Genomic DNA, 18,388 nt, shown 5'->3' with positions numbered 1-18,388 from the left:
AATGACTTGATAATGAACCATGCTTCGCTCAGGACACTTCTTCGGCCGACTCCTGGCAGCTGCCATGGCGCTGATGGCGCCGCTGGTGATCCTGCACGGGTTTACCCTCTATCAGCAGAACGAACGGGCCGAAGCCCAGGCCTACCGCTCGGTGGCCACGCGGGCGCTCGAGGAGGCCAAGGAAATCGACGCCTTCCTCACCCGAACGGAAAACCTCGTGGTCCTGCTGGCACAGCGGGCCGACCTGTCGACCCTGGACCCCCAGCGCTGCGCCGACACCTTCGGTGGCATGGCAACCATCGACCCCGTCTATGCGAACCTGGGCGTCATCGCGAACGACGGCTCGCTGGTGTGCGCCTCGGTGCCGCAGCACCGCGACAGGCCCGCCGTCAACTTCGCCAAGGCGGAGTGGTTCGCAGCGGCGCTGACCGACACCGCGCCGCGCCTCGGAACGCCCATGCAAGGCCCGATCGAGCAGGCGCCCGTCAGCATCCTGACGGTCCCGCTGCTGGATCCGACCGGCACCCGCGTCGGGGTGGTCGGGGCCTCGATCCAGCTCCACCGCCTCGCGGAGCGCATGTTCAGCCATGGGCTGCCGCCCGGCGGCAGCGTCACGCTCGTCGACGAGCGAAATCACGTCGTCACCCGCTACCCGGAGCCGGCGCGCTGGATCGGGCAGCCCCTGCCCTCGTCCGTGCGGGATGCCCGGCGCGTGTCGCCCGACAGCGTCGTGACGGCGGCAGGTCCCGATGGCCTGACCCGCGCCTACGCGACCGCTCCCATCGGCAAGCACGGCTTGCGGGTGGCGGTCGGCATTCCGACCGACTATGTCTTTGCCGCGCCGCGCGCGGCGCGCCTGCGCAGCTACCTTGTCGCCGGGCTGACCCTGCTGCTCGCCACCGTGCTCACCTTCCTGTTCGCCCGCGCGCTGGCCCGCCCCCTGCAAAGCCTGGGCGAGACCGTCAAGGCGTGGACCTCCGGCCGCCGTGGCACCCGGGCCGACGAAGAACTGCCCGGGGAGTTCAGGACCCTGGCCCGCGAGTTCAACGCCATGATCGACGCCCGCGAGGCAAGCGAGGCGCGGCTGGTCGAGTCGGAGCGCCGCTATGCCGCCATGCTGGACGGGGTCGACCTGCTGGCCATCACGGTCGCGCTGGACGGTCAATTGCTGTACGCCAACGACGCCCTGTCGCGGCTCACCGGATGGTCGCACGACGAGTTGCTGACCGGCGACTGGACGCGCCTCGTGATGCCCATGGACTCCACCGACGTCTTCGCCGCCCTGCGCACCTCGGTCGCACAGGAAGTGCCCGTCCCGCCCCGCCAGGACGGCGTGCTGCTCACACGCGACGGCCGCCGACGCCGCATCCGCTGGGCCAACGCCCCGCTGCGCTCGGTGAGCGGCGAACTGATCGGCATCACGAGCATCGGTGAGGACGTGACCGAGCGGCATGACGCCGAGATGGCCCGCCAGGCCAGCGCCCGCGCGGAGGCGGCGAACCAGGCCAAGACCGAGTTCCTGGCCCACATGAGCCACGAACTGCGCACGCCGCTCAATGCCGTGCTGGGCTTCTCCCAGCTGCTCCAGCTCGAAGCCGGGGACCACCTGTCACCGGCTCAGCGCCAGCAGCTCGACATGATCCACCTGGCCGGCGTGCAACTGCGCTCGCTGATCGAGGACGTGCTCGACGTCGCGCAGATCGAGGCCGGGCGCCTGGCGATCAACCTCGACGACGCGCCGCTGCAGGCGCTCATCGATGACGTCATCCGCCTGAGCGGCCCCAACGCGAGTGCGGAGCAGATCGAACTCCTCCTTGACCGGCCGGTGCCGGCGGTCGTGCTCCGCACCGACCCCGTTCGCCTGCGCCAGGTGCTGCTGAACCTGCTGTCCAACGGCATCAAGTACAACCGGCCCGGCGGCCATGTCCGGCTGACCGCGCGGGTGGAGGGCGACGACCTCGAGGTCGTGGTGACCGACAACGGCCTCGGGATGACGGCCGACCAGCTCCGGCACCTGTTCGAACCCTTCAATCGACTGGGCCGGGAGCACGGTGCCATCGCGGGCACCGGCATCGGCATGTCCTTGTCACGGCAGCTGACGCGCCTGCTGGGGGGTGACCTGATCGTCGACAGCGTGGCAGCGCAAGGCACCTGCGTGACGCTGCGACTCAAGGGCGTCGTGCACGCGGTGGCCCCGCACCGGCTGCACGAACCGCTGGCCGTGTTGCCGGGCGAGCCGACGGGAACCGTGCTCTACATCGAAGACAACGTCGCCAACACCCTGATCGTGCAGGAACTGCTGGGCCGCTGGGTGGGCGTCACGCTGCATGTGGCGCCGGACGGGCGTTCCGGCATCGCCATGGCGCGTGAACATCTGCCCGACCTGGTGCTGCTCGACATGCGTCTGCCCGACATGCACGGCCTCGAAGTGCTGGCCGCGCTGCGCACCGACCCTCGCACCGCCGGCATCCCGGTGGTATCGCTGTCGGCGAGCGCCATGCCGGAGGAGGTGGATGCCGCCCGCGGCGCCGGGGCCAATGCCTACTGGACGAAGCCGCTCGACTTCGCCCCCTTTCTCAAAGGCGTCGCCACGCTGCTGTCACGCAAGGCGGCCACCCCGACGCCTGACTGAAGTCGCCAGCCGGTCGACCGCCCTGCCCCGGCTACACCCTCCGGCGACGGTGCCACCGCTTGCTGCAACGCCTGCCCTCGCGGGGCCGGCGGCCCTCAGGCCGAGTCGCGCTCGACGATCGAGAAGCCGAGATCAACCACCCGGTCGGCCACCTCGCGGCCCTGGGCCCGCTCGACGATGCAGCGCGCGGCCTCCTCGCCGATGCGCGAGCCGTCGATGCGCACGGTGGTGAGCGCGGGGTTCAGGTCGCGAGCCAGTGACAGGTCGCCGAAACCCACCACGGCGAGGCGGTGCGGCACCGCAATGCCCTGGCTCTGGGCCTCGATGAGCACGCCCAGGCCGAGGAGATCGGAGCTGCAGAACACGGCGTCGATGTCCGGATTCTCGGCGAACAGTGCGCGCAGGCCGGCGCGCCCGCTGCCGAGCGTCGTGGGCGCCGGCACCAGGTGCACCGTCACGGGCGGCAGGCCGAGCTGCGCGGCCGTCTGAACGAACGCGTCGCTGCGTCGACGGGAGCGCTCGTCGTCGCCGCCCAGCACCGCCAGGCGCTTGCGGCCCTTGCCCTGAAGAAACCGGCATACCTCGCGGCCGACCTCGACATGGGAGAAACCGACCAGCATGTCGAGCGGCGTGGGCGTCAGGTCCCAGGTCTCGACGATGGGAATGCCCGAGGCCAGCAACCGGTGGCGGCCTTCCGCGGAGTGCAGGATGCCGGTGAGAACGATGCCGTCGGGCCGTCGGCCGATGATCGCGCTCAGCAGGTCGTCTTCGCGCGAGTTGGCATAGCCGGACTGGCCCAGCATCAGCTGGTACCCCTTGGCGGCCAGTGCCGCGGTGAGGGATTCGATGGTCTCGAGAAACACCGGCCCGGCCAGGGTGGGCACCACCGCGGCGACGAGACGGCTCTTGTTGGAGCGCAAGCCGCCGGCCAGCAGGTTGGGCACATAGCCGGTCATCGCGATGGCCTCCCGGACCTTGGCCAGGGTAGCGGCCGGCACCTGCTCGGGCTTGTTGACCGCGCGGGACACCGTCATGGCCGACACACCCGCGAGGCTGGCCACGTCGTTGACGGTGGCGCGCCGCGGGCGCGCTGGCGCCGGACCGGGACTGGGCTTGGGGTCGGATGGGGGGGCGCTCATACGCGGGCGATGTTACCTGCCCCGCAGCCATGATCCGGCGGGTTGCAGGCTGGCACCGGCCCACGTTTTCCCGCATCAACGCATTGCCATGCAGGCGCGCGCACCGATCAGGCGCGCGCCTCGACCGGGACGAGGATGGCATCTCCCGTGGCCACCAGTCGCTGCCCCTGCGGTCCTTCGGCGAACAGCTCGGCAACGGTGAAGACCTGCTTGCGGCCGGCCTTGACCACCCTCGCCTTGACGATGAAGGCCTCGCCGATGGCGGGCGCCATGCAGTTGACGGCGAAATGCGAGGCGAGCACGTTGCCGGCCACGGTGGAGGCGGCAAAGCCGCAGGCCGTGTCGATCAGACCGCCGATCAAGGCGGCATGCAGGAAGCCGGTGTACTGGCCGAGCTCGTCGCGCCACGGCAACCGCAACTCGACCTCGCCCTCCGAGACGGCACTCACCTCGATGCCCGCCCAGCGGTTGAATGCGGCGGAAGCATTGACCTTCCTCAGCGTGTCGATCATGAGAGGGCTCCTGTGGAATGGAGCCCCACTCTAGAAGGGGCGCGACCGACTGTCCGTCACACCGGCGACGGCGCAAGCGCCCGCGGCGAGGCCAGTTCGCGAACGACCAACCGAGCCGCCACGGCATGGGCGGCCTCGCGCGTCTCGACCGGCGCGGTCGACCCGGACATGAAGACGGCCAGCACGAGCGGCGAGCCGACGCTGGGCCACGCCACGGCGACATCGTTCAAGGCGCCGCGGGCGCCCCCGCCCGTCTTGTCGCCCACGCGCCAGTGGTCCGGCAGGCCGGCGCGCAACCGGCGCTGGCCGGTGGTCGATGCAACCATCCATGCCGTGAGATGGGCACGCGACGGCACGGACAGGTGCCGGCCGAGTACGACGGCACGCACGCTGCTGGCCATGGCCAGGGGCGTGGTGGTGTCGCGCAGGTCGCCCGGCAGGTTGGAGTTGAGCTCGGGCTCGTTGCGGTCGAGCCGTGTGCTCACGTCACCGAGCGTACGCACGAAGTCGGTCACGCCGGAAGGCCCGCCGACCAGGGGCAGCAGCAGGTTGGCCGCCGGGTTGTCGCTGACCTCGACCGCGGCCGCGAGCAGGTCGCGCACGCTCATTCGCCCCTCGGCCACCCGCCGGCCGGTCACCGGCGCGTGAGGCACCAGGTCGCGCCGTCCGTAGGCCACGGTCTGGTCCAGCGACAGCTGCCCGTCGTCGACACGACCCAGCACCGCCGCGGCCAGCAGCACCTTGAAGGTGGAGCACATGGCGAATCGACTTTCGGCGTTGAAGCTGACGAAATCACCCGTGCCGGTGTCCTGCGCAAACACGCCGAGCTTGCCCCCCACATGCGCCTGCAGGTCGGTGAGGGCGTCGTCGAGGACGACTTCGCGGCCGACCGGGGTCGCGCAACCTGCCAGCCATGCCGGCAAGGCACTGGCCAGCAGCGCACGGCGTCTCAGCTCAATCGTCACGGGTACCTCCTTCGTCAGACGCGACATCATGCCCAATCCCGACGGCCGACAGCGCAAGGCGGCTTTCAAAGGCACGTGGCTCGCCGGTCACCGGGTCGGTGAAGGCGATGCGGCGTGACAGCAGCTGCAGCGGTCGGTCGTACGACGGGAGCGCGCCGGGTGAGAGGTCCGGCTGCAGGACGGGGTAGAGGGTGTCCCCGACGATCGGTGCCCCGAGAGCCGCCATGTGCACCCTCAACTGGTGACGCTGACCGGTCTCGGGGCGAAGCCGATAGTGGGCCAGGCCGTCTCCACGGAGGCCGATGCGCTCGATGAAGGTCACCGCGTTCGGCGGGCCGGGCACCTCGCACATCTGCATGAAGGACGCAGCCGACTCCACCAGCCGGCTGCGCCGCACCAAGGCGCCCGACAACGAGGAACGGGCAGCGGCCACGGCTTCGTACTCCTTGTCCACGGCACGGTCGCGGAACAGGCGGTGGTAGGCCGCGCGGTCCTCCGGGCGCACGCTCAGCAGCACGAGGCCGGCGGTTTCACGGTCCAGACGGTGCAGCGGTGACAAGGTCTCGATGCCGAGCGCTCGCTTGAGCCGCACGAGCAGCGTCTCCTGCAGGTGGCGCCCGCCCGGCGTGACGGGCAGGAAATGAGGTTTGTCGGCGACCACGAGGTGGGCATCCTGGAACAGGACGCGCGCTTCGAAGGGAACCCGGTGCTCGTCAGCGATCTCGCGGTAGTAGTAGAGCCGGCGATGCGCGCCGCACGCCTCGTCAGCGGTCACCGCACGCCCGTCCTCCGCACGTACGCGGCCCTGGGCCACACGCTGCCGCCAGTCGTTCTCGGGTACCGCGGGAAACCGCGCCGACAGGAACGCCAGCACCGTTCGCCAGGGACCCGCGCTCACGCCGACGCAGCTGGGCCCCACGCCGTCGAGCGTGGGGAGGGCCGCCCGTGGATCAGCCTGCGGCATCCAGGCGGCGCGCCCGCTCGAGGCGCCAGGCCTCGTCCGGGTCGTCTCCGTAGACCCGCTCGGCGGTGGTGCCGGTCTCGGCCAGCCGCGTGTCGATCGCGATGCGGTTGTCGAACACGAAGCACTCGCCCTGCCAGTCGCGATCGGCGTCAGGCAGGCTGGCGAAGTAGTTGAGGATGCCCCCCTGGAGCTGCCGCACCTCGAGGCCCAGCCCGCTCATCCAGGCGCTGGTCTTCTCGCAGCGGATGCCGCCGGTACAGTACATGGCCACGGTCTTGCCTTGCTCCCGCCATTCGGCCGCATGGGCAAGGACGTAAGCCGGGAAGTCGCGGAAGTGGCGCACGCCGGGGTCGAGCGCCCGCTCGAAATGCCCCAGGCGGAACTCGAAGTGATTGCGGTTGTCGAGCACGACCACGTCGTCCCGCGCCAGCAGTTCGCGCCACTGGGCAGGGGCCACCTCGCCGGCGGTCGAGGCCACCGCGTCGTCGATGCCCACGGCGACGATCTCCGGCCGGTGGTGCACCTTGATGCGGGCGAACGGTGGCGTCCGGCATGCAGTGCGGCGGAAGGCCAGGCCGGCGAAGCGAGGGTCGGCGGTGAATGCGGACTCGAAGTCGTCCAGCGCCGACGCCGACCCGGCCAGCACGCCATTGACGCCCTCCCCGGCCACCAGCACGCTGCCGGTAAGTCCGAGCGTCAACTCGCGAAGCCACTGAGTGACTGTCGCAGCGTCCGGCAACGGGACGAACCGGTAGAAGGAAATGTGGAACTGGGGCACCATGGCCGCATTGTCGCAAGGCCGGGCTTGCAAGGGGGGCGGGTCGTCAGACCCTCAGACTGCGACCCGGCAATGGCGGCCACGGCACGCGCCGCGGCGAATCGACACCGTCGAGGACGTAGGCCAGCACGGTGTCGTCCCGTGCGGTCCACCGCAAGCGCGAGGCGGCGATGGCACGGCCGCACAGCAGCAGCCGGTCGCCTTCGGCCAGCACTTCCTCGTCGGCCGGCAGCAGCACCTTTTCCTGCGTGCGTTGCAGCAACAACGGCACGGCACGCAGGCGCAGGCCGCGGTTGTCCGGCGCGCGCATCAGGTCGCCCACCGTCACGGTGCGTCCGGCGCGAAGGGCGGCCACCACGGCACCGGCCTCGTCGGGGTCGATCGTGAGCGACCAGCTCTCCACGGTCTCCTCGCCGATGTGCTCGCGCATCGCGCTCAGCAGGTCGTGGGCCCAGTCCTCCTTCTGCTGGCGGGCCAGGCGCATGAAGTAGGACAGCTGCGGGGCCCGGATGATGCGCAGCACCTCCGCGGCCACGATGTAGCCGGACAGCACGCTGATGTCCAGCGGCGCCGTCTTGAACATCGGCGTATTGCGCCGTTCGTTCTGCCGGACCGCGATGAAGACCTCGGCATTGAGCTTGCGGGCGGTCAGGCAGGCGGTGAGGTTCTCGGTGTCCTTGACGCCGCAGATGACGACGCCATCGGCAGTCTCGATGCCGGCGGCGCGCCAGCTGTCGCCGCGCGTCGGCGACTCCGCGATGGTGCCCTCGGGCACGTCGTCGCCCCCGTGCTCCTCGATGACGGTCACCTCGATGCCGATGCGCTCGAGGTGGCGGCGCACCGTCCGGCCGAACGGACCATGTCCGCACACGATCCAGCGCCCGAGCGGCAGCACGCGCGGCGCGGCCATCGCGTTGGCGCTCTGCGTCGTGAGGGCCTCGTAGATGATGTGCAGGCTGGGCGCCTGCACGGCCAGGATCAGCCGCTCGGCAAACGTGTCGAACGGGTTGATGATGTGGTCGGCACCCACCGCCGCCATCTCGGGCTGCTTGTGATGCCAGCGGGCGGCGCAGATGATCTCGGCCGACGGGTTCATGAGCCGGGCTGCGAGTGCCACGTTGACGTTGACGCCATCGTCGCCCGTGAGTGCCACCACGCCCGCGCAGAAGGGAGAGGTGAGCCCGGCCAGTGCCAGAGCACGCGGGTCGCTCGCATCGGCATGCAGGGACGGCACCGGCAGGCGCAGGTTGTCCACCTCGACCGCATCGACGCGGGTGAGGTCGTTGTCGACCACCGCCAGGCGTACGCCCCCCTCGGCCAGCTCGCGCGCCACCAGGGTGCCGGAGTCGTCGTAGCCGCAGATCAGGTAGAACGGTTCGGTGATGCGCCGCACGCCCGAGGCCATGCGGTTCTCGTGGAGGATGCGCCGGAACATCGGGTCCTGCAGCGTGCTGAACACCGCCCCGATGGCATAGAGCCACGAGAGGACGGTGGAGTAGATGCACAGCAAGGCCCACAAGCGCTGGGCATCGGAGAAAGGGTACGGGATTTCTCCGAGTCCGATGGTCGTGCCGAGAAAGCTGACGAAATAGGTGGCGTGGAAGAAGCCCATCCGCCACGGCGAACCGTCGGGGGCCTGGCCCGGCACGAGCGTGAAGCCGACGATCGCCACGGCATAGACGACGATCAGCAGCACCAGGGGCAGCCGCAGCCGCCTCAGGAGGATGAAGACGCCGCGCTGGGCGCGGCCGTCGGCGCCGATCATCGTCGCAGGCTGGCCGTCTCGACGATCAACAGGACCACCGACACCACGTTGGCCGCCAGTGCACCGATGGCCAGCGAGACGACGGTCACGGTGTCGTGCACCGAGAGCGTGGCGCCGTCCAGGGTCGACCACGACCAGAACAGTGCGGCTGCAATCAGCTGCACGTCGGCCACGAGGCTGGTGGCCAGCATGGTGGAGCCGAGCTGCGAACGATCGCCGAACTTCATCACCGTGGCGATGAGGCTCACCACGAGCGACGCGAAGAGTTCGTAGCGGTTGTGATGGGCGATGTCGGTGATGTCTCCGACCACGAAGCCGAAGTTGAGCGTCAGGGCCAGGACGATGACGAACGCGAAGATGATCTTGTCGAAGCTCATGAGGCGTCGCGGATCAGATCTTGGGAATGCGGATGCGGCTGACCATCAGCGAGCCCGAGACCGCGAACATGAGCACGAGAGGATGAAGCGTCATGCCCCCGATCTTGACGCTGCCGAACCAGAGCGCGTCACCCAGGGCCCCTTGCCAGGCCGCAATGGCCAGCACGACCACGAGCAGCATGGACGTCGGGATGGGCGTGCCTTCGAAGTACTTGACCTTGTCGCCCCCCTCGGAGAGCGCTTCCGCCGTGACGTTGTAGCGGGCGAGCCGAGACACCCCTGCGGCGACGAAGAACACGAGGATGATGCGGTCGTAGAAGCCCTGCATGCCGGCACCATAGGCGATGACGGCCGGGGCCACGCCGAAGGAGATGACGTCGGCCAGGGAATCGAGTTCACGGCCCATGGCCGAGCTGCGCTGCCGCCAGCGGGCGATGCGGCCATCGAGCACGTCGAAGATGAGGGCCAGCGGCACCAGGCCGCAGGCGAAGTACAGATGGTGGACTTCGCGGGTCTGGAGGTAGGTCATCACCGAGAAGAGCGAACCCACCCCGCAGAAGGCGTTCGCCAGGGTGAACCAGTCCGCGAGGTGGAACTCGCGGATCATCGAGAAGGGCTTGGCTTTTTCCATCCGGCTAGCATAGACCAGAGTTGCCTCCCAGGCCGAGAAGGCCCATCAGGGTGAGCGCATTGCGCTGGCCCTGGTCCTCCATGTTGTTGTTGAAGATCACGTGGGTGAAGGCAGCCTTCTGCGACAACTGCCGGATCGGCACCGCAAGGCCCCGGAGTTCGTCTTCCGGGTAGTCATAGTTGAAGCGGTCGGAGGCCGCGACCTCCCCGCGGATGTTCCAGGTGGCGGCGTTGCGACCATGCAGCCGCACCAGGGCGAAGCGGGGGTGGGTGAGCTCCCAGACCGCCGGCACGCTGTTGTCGAACCCCTGTGGCTCGTCGACCACGGTATGCGCCACGCCCAATTCCCGCTCGAAGGCCAGCGTGGCCGCCTTGCGGGGTTCGGCGAACCAGCTGGCGTGGCGAAACTCCACGCTCACGTAGTGCCCCTGCAGCCGCTCGACGCAGTGCGCCACGTGCGCCCGCGCCGCCGGACTCTCCCGCACCCAGGGGGGGAACTGGAAATGCACGAGCCCCAGGCGGCCGGCGGCTTTCAGCGGCACGAGTGCGTCGATGAACCGACGCCACAGTTCATCGCGCAGTTCGGGCGGCATGTCCTTGTAGAAGAAGGTGGCAGGCGCGGCCGGTCCGAGCGCGGCGCGGATGTCGCCATGAAGCACATTCACCGGCGTCTGGTGCCCGGTGAACAGGCGAAAGGCCTTCACGTTCATGGTGAACCCGTCGGGGGTGCGTTCGGCCCACCGGGCGGCATTGGCCGCCGACGGAATGGCGTAGTAGCTCGAGTCGAGTTCGACGAGCGGGAACACCGAGGCATAGTGGCGCAGGCGCCCCTCGGCCGTGCCGGCGCCGCGCGGGTAGAAGCGCCCGCAGGCGATGAGCGTCTTGTCGGTCCAGGAGGCGGTGCCGATGCGGATGGCCATTGCGTTTCCCCGGCTGGCTGGATGCCTATACAGTATAGGTGCAGTGATTTCGTGATGGCCATGCCATGACCGCCCCAACCCCGCCTACCGCACCGCCCGACCCCTTCGCCCCACTCAACGACGCGCAGCGTGAAGCGGCCGGGCATGGCCTCGACGGCGACCCGCGAGCCTTGCTCGTCATTGCAGGGGCCGGGTCGGGCAAGACGCTGACGCTGGCGGCGCGGGTGGCGCGACTGGTGCTGGCCGGAGGCGATCCGCAACGCATCCTGATGCTGACATTTTCCCGGCGCGCCGCAGCCGAGATGGAGCGCCGCGTGGGGCGGGTGCTGCACCAGGCGCTGGGCTATGGCGCCACCTCGCGCCCGCCAGCGTTCCCGTGGGCCGGCACCTTCCACGCCATCGGCGCGCGCTTGCTCCGGATGCACGCCGGGCGCATCGGCTTGCCCGACACCTTCACCATCCTCGACCGGCCGGACAGCGAAGACCTGATGGCGCTCGCGCGCCAGGAGCTCGGCCTGGCCGCCACCCGCAACCGGTTTCCACTCAAGGGCACCTGCCTGTCGATCTACTCGCGGGTGGTGAACAGCCGGGCGCCACTTGGCGAGGTGCTGCAGCAGACCTTTCCGTGGTGCCAGGCGTGGGAGGCCGAGCTGAAGCAGCTGTTCCAACGCTATGTCCAGGCCAAGCAGGCGCAGCACGTGCTCGACTATGACGACCTGCTGCTGTACTGGTCGCACATGATGAGCGACCCGGACCTGGCCCGCGACATCGGCGCCGGGTTCGACCAGGTCCTCGTGGATGAGTACCAGGACACCAATCGGCTGCAGGCCGGGATCCTCCTCGCGCTCAAGCCCGACGGCCGCGGACTCACGGTGGTGGGCGACGACGCGCAGGCCATCTACGCGTTCCGCGCGGCCGACGTGCGCAACATCCTCGACTTCCCGCAGCAGTTTCCGATCCCGGCACGGGTAGTCGCACTGGAGCGCAACTACCGCTCGACGCAGCCCATCCTCGACGCTTCGAACGCGGTGATCGCGCTGGCGCCCGAGCGCTTCGCCAAGCGGCTCTGGACCGATCAGACGGCATCGAGCCGCCCTGCCCTCGTCACGGTGGCCGACGAATCGGCCCAGGCGCAATGGGTGTGCGACCGCGTGCTGGAGCAACGGGAGCAGGGCCTGACGCTGAAGTCGCAGGCCGTGCTGTTTCGGGCGTCGCATCACAGCGCCCCGCTGGAACTCGAACTCACGCGCCGCCACATTCCCTTCGTGAAGTTCGGTGGCCTGAAATTCCTTGAAGCGGCTCATGTCAAGGACCTGCTGTCGGTCCTGCGCTGGGCCGAGAACCCGCGCAGCCGCCTGGCGGGTTTCCGCGTCGCCCAGCTGGTCTCGGGCATCGGCCCGGCGAGCGCACGACGCCTGCTCGACGCGATGGACCAGGCGACCGAGCCGACGAGCGCGCTTCAGGCATTTGCACCGCCAGCGGCAGCCCGTGAGGCGTGGAGCGCATTTCGAGACGTGTGGACCGCCCTGCGTCGCGAGCCCGCGTGGCCGCGCGACCTGGAGACGGCGGCAGGCTGGTATGGGCGACAGATGGACCGTCTGTTCGAGGATGCCACCGTGCGGCTGGCGGACATCGCGCAGCTCACGCGCCTCGGTGCGGGCTACACGACGCGAGAGCGTTTCCTGACCGAACTGACGCTTGATCCACCCGAAGCCACGAGCGATGAGGCCGGCGTGCCGCATCGCGACGAGGACTACCTCATCCTGTCGACCATCCACTCGGCCAAGGGTCAGGAATGGAAGGCGGTGTACCTCCTCAATGCGGTCGACGGCTGCATCCCTTCGGACATGGCGACGGGCCATGCGGCTGAGATCGAGGAAGAGCGCCGCCTGCTGTATGTCGCCATGACGCGCGCCAAGCAGCAGCTGAGCCTCGTCGTGCCGCAGCGCTTCCACATCACGCAGCAATCGGCCCACGGCGATCGCCACGTCTATGCCGCGCTCACGCGCTTCATCCCGCCCGAGGTGGCGCAGCAGTTCGATTGGGTGGGCGCGCAAGCGGCTGACAGCGGGCATGAAGCGGCAGCATCCGCAACGGCCTCGGGCCCGGCGGTGGACGTCGCGTCCCGCATCCGGTCAATGTGGGAATGAAGGGGCACCGAGGTGCGACGCGTCGCTGCAAGAATTGCATAAAAAAAACGGACGGGGCCGTGAGGCGCCCATCCGTTGAAGAGACCGCAGTAGTTGGGGAGGGAGAGAGTCTGCGGCCCCGGGGAAACCAAATCGTAGGTGGATCGATAAATCCTGTGTGTAGGACATGGCCTCGAATTCTGTCGTCTCAACGGGGTGCTGTCGTAACCTTCCGTTTGCAACGCTTCATTTCGTATTCAACGCAAAGGTGCCCTTGATGAAATCAGTCGCAGCCCTCATGGCCGCCGTGTCCGTTTGCTTCGTTGCGCCCGCGGGGGCCGAGTCCATCGGCGAGGTGGACACCGTCTTCAAGCTGATCGGGCCCGACCACAAGATCGTGGTCGATGCCTATGACGACCCGAAGGTGAGCGGCATCACCTGCTATGTCTCGCGCGCCAAGACGGGCGGCATCAAGGGGGCGGTGGGTCTCGCCGAGGACAAGTCGGAAGCGTCGATTGCCTGCCGGCAGGTGGGGCCCATCTCCTTCGAGGGGCCACTGCCCGCTCAGGAAGAGGTCTTCAGCGAGCGCATTTCCCTGATTTTCAAGAAGCTGCGCGTCGTGCGCATGGTGGACACGCGACGCAACGCACTCGTCTACCTCACCTACTCGGAGCGCGTCATCGAGGGCTCGCCGCAGAACGCCGTGTCGGCCGTGCCAGTGGCGCGCGGCACGCCGATTCCGGTCAAGCGATGAAGGTGTGCCACACGAGGCCCACGGCGAGCACGAACATCACCAGCGCCACCACCGCGTCGAGCATGCGCCACGCGGCCGGCCGCTGGAACCAGGGCGCCAGCAAGCGGGCGCCGTAGCCGAGGCTCGTGAACCAGAGGCCGCTGGCCGAGGCCGCGCCGGCGGTGAAGTACCACTTCATGGCGCCCATCTGCTGCGCGCCGACGGACCCGACCAACAACACGGTGTCCATGTAGGTGTGCGGGTTCAGCAGCGTGAAACCGGCCACCTGCACGAGTACACGGCGCAACGGGGTGGCCGGCCCCGAACCCGGCGTGACCAGCGCCCCCGGCCGCAGCGCTCGACTCGCGGCCTTCATGCCGTAGACGAGCAGGAATGCCGCGCCCGCTGCGGCAAACACGGCTCGGATCTGCGGGTGCGCTTCGATGACGGAGGCCATGCCGGACACGCCAAGCGTGATGAGCACGACGTCTGCAACGAAGCAGAACGCCACCACCGGCAACACGTGCTCCCGTCGCAGACCCTGGCGGAGCACGAAGGCATTCTGTGCGCCGATGGCCACGATCAGGCCCAGGCCCAGACCGAAGCCGGTGAGGAAGGCGGGTGAGAGGAGGAAGTCCATGGCGCCAAGCATGGCGGCCTGGGCCACTTTAGGCCAGTTAAACTTCCTTGAATCGATGAAGGATTGCTAATGCTCGACTACGCATCGCTTGCCGCCGTCAGCCAGGTCGTCCGGGATGGCAGCTTCGAGCGCGCCGCGCGCTCGCTCAACGTGACGGCCTCGGCGGTGTCGCAGCGGGTGAAGCTGCTGGAAGACCGCTTGGGCCTTGCGCTGATCGTCCGCGGGACGCCTTGTGTCGCCACGGACGCAGGCCAGCGGCTGTGCCGCCACGTCGAGCAGGTCGGCATGCTGGAGCACGACCTGCACCGCGCGTTGCCGGCGCTCGGCCAGCTCGACAACGCGTCGTCGCGCATCACCTTGAAGGTGGCGGTGAATGCGGATTCGCTGGACGGCTGGTTCGTGGGTGCCGTGGCCCGCTTCTGCGACAAGGAGCAGGCCCTGGTGGACACCAGCATCGACGACCAGGAACACACCGCGGAGTGGCTTCGCACCGGCGCCGTGCTGGCCGCAGTGACGAGCAGTGCCAAGCCGGTGCAGGGCTGCCGCAGCATCCCGCTCGGCCACATGCCCTACGTCGCCACCGCGAGCCCGGCCTTCGTGCGGCGGTGGTTTCCGGACGGCGTCACTGCCGAAGCCCTGGCCCAGGCCCCCTGCATGACCTTCAACCGCAAGGACCGGCTGCAGAGCGAATGGGTGCGCCAGGTGTGCGGCCACGCGGTGGAAATGCCGCGGCACTGGCTGCCCTCCTCGCAGGCCTTCGTGGCCGGCGCCCTGGCCGGACTGGGTTGGGGCATGAACCCGCTCGCCTTCGTGGCGGACCATCTGCGCCGAGGCCGCCTCGTCCGCCTCGCGCCCGACAGCGACAAGCAGGTGCCCTTGCATTGGCAGCACGCACGGCTTCAGATTCCCATGCTGGACCGGCTCACCGATGCCGTGGTCGGCACGGCAAAGGCCGCGCTGGAGCCGTGAGCGTCAGCGCGCGTCCAGCCAGTCGGCGGCGCTGCGCCCCGCGGCCCGGCCGGTGGCCATGCAGGCGGTGAGCAGGTAACCGCCGGTCGGCGCCTCCCAATCCAGCATTTCCCCAGCACAGAAGACGCCCGGGAGCGCCTTGATGCCGAGGCCGGCGTCAAGGCCCTCGAAGCGAACCCCGCCTGCGCTGCTGATCGCTTCGTCGATCGGGCGGGTGGTGTTCACGGTGACGGGCAAGGCCTTGATCGCCGCGGCGAGCCGGATCGGATCATGCATGTCGGCCCTGGACAGGAACTCGTGCAGCAGCCCTGCCTTCACGCCGTGCAGCCCGAGCCGCGACTTCAGGTGGGTCGACAGCGAACGCGTGCCGCGGGGATGGGCCACTTCGGCGGCCACCCACTCGGGCGAGCGCTGTGGCAGGAGGTCGAGGTGGAAGGTGGCGCGTCCGGCCTCGGCAATGGTGTCCCGCAACAAGGCCGAGACCGCGTACACGAGGCTGCCTTCGATGCCGGTTTCCGTGACCACGAACTCGCCGGCCTGCTCGAACGGCGGCCGCCCTTGCCCGTCGAAGCGGATCGCCACGCCCTTGAGCGGCTCGCCGGCGAAGCGCTCGCGGAAGATGGCGCTCCAGGGCGGGTCGACCTCGAAGCCGCAGTTGGATGGCACGAGCGGCGCAACGTCAACTCCTGCCGCGCGCAGCCAGGGGACCCAGGCACCGTCCGAACCCAAACGGCGCCAGCTGCCGCCACCCAGCGCGAGGATCACCGCGTCATGGGTGCGTTCGACCGGACCCTCGGGCGTCTCGAGCGCCAGGGTGAAGGGGCCCGCGCCGGTCAAGCCGGTGAGGCGATGGCGCATGAAGAAGCGGGTGCCGGAGGCCCGGAGCCGGTGCAGCCAGGCCCTCAGCAGCGGGGCGGCCTTCAGGTCCGTCGGGAAAATGCGCCCCGACGAACCGATGAAGGTCTCCACGCCGAGCGAACGCGCCCAGGCGCGCACCGCGTCCGCCCCGAAATGCTCGACATGCGGCACGAGCCCGGACGTGCCGCCGCCGTACCGCCCGAGAAACGCGGCCGAGGGCTCCGCATGGGTGAGGTTGAGCCCGCCCTTGCCGGCCAGGAGAAACTTGCGTGCGACTGAAGGCATCGCGTCGTAGACGTCCGCGCCGAGGCCCCGGGCGGCCAGTGTCTCGGCCGCCATCAGGCCGGCGGGGCCCGCGCCGACGATGGCAATGCGGGAGGGAGTGGAGGGCTGGGCGGTCATCGGCGGCATGGGTTCGGGGGCGTGGCGCGGCACCGCCGCGCATGTCAACATTGTCGCCTTCCCCGACGAGACCCGACATGCTGATCAACTGCGTTGCGTATCAGGAAGGCCGCAAGGTGGCCGACATCGGCCCCGAGGCCATCAGCGACTACCTCGGCCGACCCGGATTCCTCGTGTGGCTCGCCCTCAAGGACCCGACACCCGACGAGCTGAAGATGATCCGGGACGAGTTCGGCCTGCACGAGCTCGCCATCGAGGACGCAGAGACCGATCACCAGCGCCCGAAGATCGAGGAGTACGGGGACACGGTCTTTGCCGTCGCGCACACCATCGAGTACGGGCCGACGGACGATCTGGTCAGCGGCGAGGTGGCCATCTTCGCCGGCCCGAACTTCGTGATCTCGGTGCGCAACCGTTCCGAACATTCGCTGCAGGAAGTGCGTGAACGCGCGGAGCGGGAGCCGCACCTGATGCGCGAAGGCCCGGGGTTCGTGCTGTACGCCTTGCTCGACGCCATCGTCGACCAGTACTTCCCGGTCATCGAGGCGCTCGAGTCGGAGCTCGAGGGCATTGAAGAGAAGATCTTCGTGGGCGGCAGCGGCAAGGAAAACGTGCGGCGCCTGTACGACCTCAAGCGCCGCATCGCGGTGGTCCGGCACGCCGTCATGCCGCTGCTGGACTCGGTGGGCCACCTCACCCGCGGGCGCGTGCCGCCCGTCTGCGAGAGTTCACGCCACTATTTCCGTGACGTCTACGACCACCTCGCCCGCATCGACGGCGAACTCGACAACCTGCGCGACACCATCAGCACCGCGATTCAGGTGAACCTGTCGATGATCACGATCGACGAGGCCGAAACCACCAAACGCCTGGCGGCCTGGGCGGGCATCTTCGCCCTGGCCACCGTGTTCGCCGGCATCTGGGGGATGAACTTCGAGCTGATGCCGGAACTGCGGTGGCGATGGGGCTACCCCGCCGCGCTCGGCGTGATGGGCCTCAGCTGCGCCTGGCTCTACCGCCGGTTCCGCAAGGCGGACTGGCTGTAGGGCCGGCGCGGGTTCTGCTTCAGTCGGCCGAGCGGAGCGCCTTGCGAAGCTCGGCACCCACTTCCGGGCGCGCCGCGAACGGGTCGCTCGGGTTGCGCCCTTCGAGCAGGTCTTCCATGCGGACCTTCACGCCCGCCAGCGCGTGGGCGTGGCTGTAGATGTAGAAGCGCTCCTCGCGGATGGCCTCGAAGACGGACTCGGCGATCGTCACGGCCGTGACCTTGCCGCTCGACACCGCCTTGGACGCCATCGCGCGACCGATGAGCTGGCTCTTCGTCTGCGGCTTGTCCTCGCTCAGGTCGGCGGGACGGTTGCGGGCGCTGTCGGCGATGCCGGTGGGCACGAAGTACGGGCACAGCACGGAGGCGTGGATCTGGTCGGTGACGAGGCTCAGGTCCTGGTAGAGCGTCTCGCTCAGGGCCACCACCGCATGCTTGCTGACGGTGTAGACGCCCATGTTCGGCGCGGCCAGCAGGCCGGCCATCGAGGCGGTGTTGACGATGTGCCCGCGGAACGACGGATCCTTGCGCGCCGCATCGAGCATCATCGGCGTGAACACCCGCACCCCATGCACGACGCCCATGAGGTTGACGCCGAGAACCCACTCCCAGTCCTTGACGCTCGATTCCCAGACGAGGCCGCCGCCACCGACACCGGCGTTGTTGAAGACGAAGTTGGGGGCGCCGAAGCGCTCGAGCGTGGCGGCGCCCATGGCCTCCACTTCGGCCGCCTTGGAAATGTCGAGCCGGTACGGCAGCACCTGGGCGCCGAGGCCGGTGATCTCGGCGGCGGCCTTCGTCAGCGCCTCCTGCTGCACGTCGGCCATGACGATGTTCATGCCGAGGCCTGCGGCGATGCGCGACACCTCGAGTCCGAAGCCCGAGGCCGCGCCGGTGATGACGGCGGTGCCGCCCTTGAAGTCCTTCATG

17 protein-coding genes are annotated in these 18,388 nt (G+C 69.1%); 5 read left to right on the top strand and 12 right to left on the bottom strand.

Going from position 1 to position 18,388, the window contains the following annotated elements; genetic code table 11:
* The first annotated feature begins 19 nt into the window (after positions 1-19).
* Positions 20-2,632 carry an ATP-binding protein gene (locus tag ACSQ2F_RS08250; RefSeq protein ID WP_436021610.1) on the top strand — a complete coding sequence of 871 codons (2,613 nt, stop codon included), beginning with the start codon at positions 20-22 and terminating at the stop codon, positions 2,630-2,632.
* 95 nt (positions 2,633-2,727) lie between these two features.
* On the opposite strand, the gene ACSQ2F_RS08245 is transcribed toward ACSQ2F_RS08250, so the two are convergent.
* From ACSQ2F_RS08245 to ACSQ2F_RS08205, 9 genes are all read right to left on the bottom strand, one after another.
* On the bottom strand, positions 2,728-3,771 hold the full coding sequence (locus ACSQ2F_RS08245) for a LacI family DNA-binding transcriptional regulator (RefSeq protein WP_436021608.1): 1,044 nt from the start codon (positions 3,769-3,771) through the stop codon (positions 2,728-2,730).
* A gap of 107 nt (positions 3,772-3,878) precedes the next feature.
* Positions 3,879-4,283 carry a PaaI family thioesterase gene (locus tag ACSQ2F_RS08240; RefSeq protein WP_436021606.1) on the bottom strand — a complete coding sequence of 135 codons (405 nt, stop codon included), beginning with the start codon at positions 4,281-4,283 and terminating at the stop codon, positions 3,879-3,881.
* Between the two features lie 56 nt (positions 4,284-4,339).
* Positions 4,340-5,248 (bottom strand): class A beta-lactamase, encoded by a 909-nt coding sequence (gene bla, locus ACSQ2F_RS08235; RefSeq protein WP_436021604.1) that lies wholly within the window; start codon positions 5,246-5,248, stop codon positions 4,340-4,342.
* Complete coding sequence (locus ACSQ2F_RS08230; RefSeq protein WP_436021602.1) at positions 5,238-6,212, bottom strand: pseudouridine synthase; 975 nt, start codon at positions 6,210-6,212, stop codon at positions 5,238-5,240. The genes bla and ACSQ2F_RS08230 overlap by 11 nt, the downstream gene beginning before the upstream one ends.
* Complete coding sequence (trhO, locus tag ACSQ2F_RS08225) at positions 6,199-6,993, bottom strand: oxygen-dependent tRNA uridine(34) hydroxylase TrhO (protein WP_436021600.1); 795 nt, start codon at positions 6,991-6,993, stop codon at positions 6,199-6,201. The genes ACSQ2F_RS08230 and trhO overlap by 14 nt, the downstream gene beginning before the upstream one ends.
* Before the next feature lie 43 nt (positions 6,994-7,036).
* Complete coding sequence (locus ACSQ2F_RS08220; protein ID WP_436021598.1) at positions 7,037-8,755, bottom strand: potassium channel family protein; 1,719 nt, start codon at positions 8,753-8,755, stop codon at positions 7,037-7,039.
* Positions 8,752-9,132: a DUF6394 family protein gene (locus ACSQ2F_RS08215; RefSeq protein WP_436021596.1), complete on the bottom strand. Its 381-nt coding sequence runs from the start codon at positions 9,130-9,132 to the stop codon at positions 8,752-8,754. Before ACSQ2F_RS08215 ends, ACSQ2F_RS08220 begins: the two co-directional genes overlap by 4 nt.
* Before the next feature lie 13 nt (positions 9,133-9,145).
* Positions 9,146-9,763, bottom strand: a complete 618-nt coding sequence (pssA, locus tag ACSQ2F_RS08210) for a CDP-diacylglycerol--serine O-phosphatidyltransferase (protein ID WP_436021594.1) — start codon at positions 9,761-9,763, stop codon at positions 9,146-9,148.
* 4 nt (positions 9,764-9,767) lie between these two features.
* Positions 9,768-10,682 carry a DUF72 domain-containing protein gene (locus ACSQ2F_RS08205; protein ID WP_436021592.1) on the bottom strand — a complete coding sequence of 305 codons (915 nt, stop codon included), beginning with the start codon at positions 10,680-10,682 and terminating at the stop codon, positions 9,768-9,770.
* A 65-nt stretch (positions 10,683-10,747) separates the two neighbouring features.
* Between ACSQ2F_RS08205 and ACSQ2F_RS08200 the strand changes: the two genes are divergently transcribed.
* Together ACSQ2F_RS08200 and ACSQ2F_RS08195 are read left to right on the top strand one after the other, a co-directional pair.
* Positions 10,748-12,832, top strand: a complete 2,085-nt coding sequence (locus tag ACSQ2F_RS08200) for an ATP-dependent helicase (RefSeq protein WP_436021590.1) — start codon at positions 10,748-10,750, stop codon at positions 12,830-12,832.
* Positions 12,833-13,088: 256 nt separating this feature from the next.
* Positions 13,089-13,565 (top strand): CreA family protein, encoded by a 477-nt coding sequence (locus ACSQ2F_RS08195; protein ID WP_436021588.1) that lies wholly within the window; start codon positions 13,089-13,091, stop codon positions 13,563-13,565.
* Here ACSQ2F_RS08195 and ACSQ2F_RS08190 read toward each other — a convergent pair.
* Positions 13,555-14,184 carry a LysE/ArgO family amino acid transporter gene (locus ACSQ2F_RS08190; protein ID WP_436021586.1) on the bottom strand — a complete coding sequence of 210 codons (630 nt, stop codon included), beginning with the start codon at positions 14,182-14,184 and terminating at the stop codon, positions 13,555-13,557. The genes ACSQ2F_RS08195 and ACSQ2F_RS08190 overlap by 11 nt on opposite strands.
* Before the next feature lie 69 nt (positions 14,185-14,253).
* On the opposite strand from ACSQ2F_RS08190, the gene ACSQ2F_RS08185 reads away from it, so the two are divergent.
* A complete protein-coding gene (locus ACSQ2F_RS08185; RefSeq protein WP_436021584.1) occupies positions 14,254-15,153 on the top strand; it encodes a LysR family transcriptional regulator ArgP in 900 nt (299 codons plus the stop codon).
* 3 nt (positions 15,154-15,156) lie between these two features.
* Here the strand turns inward: ACSQ2F_RS08185 and ACSQ2F_RS08180 are convergent, their stop codons facing one another.
* On the bottom strand, positions 15,157-16,422 hold the full coding sequence (locus ACSQ2F_RS08180; protein ID WP_436021582.1) for a TIGR03862 family flavoprotein: 1,266 nt from the start codon (positions 16,420-16,422) through the stop codon (positions 15,157-15,159).
* 68 nt (positions 16,423-16,490) lie between these two features.
* Here ACSQ2F_RS08180 and corA point away from each other — a divergent pair, with 68 nt between their 5' ends.
* Positions 16,491-17,459 (top strand): magnesium/cobalt transporter CorA, encoded by a 969-nt coding sequence (gene corA, locus ACSQ2F_RS08175; protein WP_436021580.1) that lies wholly within the window; start codon positions 16,491-16,493, stop codon positions 17,457-17,459.
* Between the two features lie 19 nt (positions 17,460-17,478).
* On the opposite strand, the gene ACSQ2F_RS08170 is transcribed toward corA, so the two are convergent.
* Entirely contained in the window at positions 17,479-18,387 is a 909-nt protein-coding gene (locus ACSQ2F_RS08170) for an SDR family oxidoreductase (protein ID WP_436021578.1), read from the bottom strand.
* Position 18,388 lies beyond the last annotated feature (1 nt).

This window comes from Rhizobacter sp. LjRoot28 (assembly GCF_964253025.1).
In the GTDB taxonomy this organism is placed as follows: domain Bacteria; phylum Pseudomonadota; class Gammaproteobacteria; order Burkholderiales; family Burkholderiaceae_C; genus Rhizobacter.
This window is presented reverse-complemented; position numbering and strand designations above follow the sequence as displayed.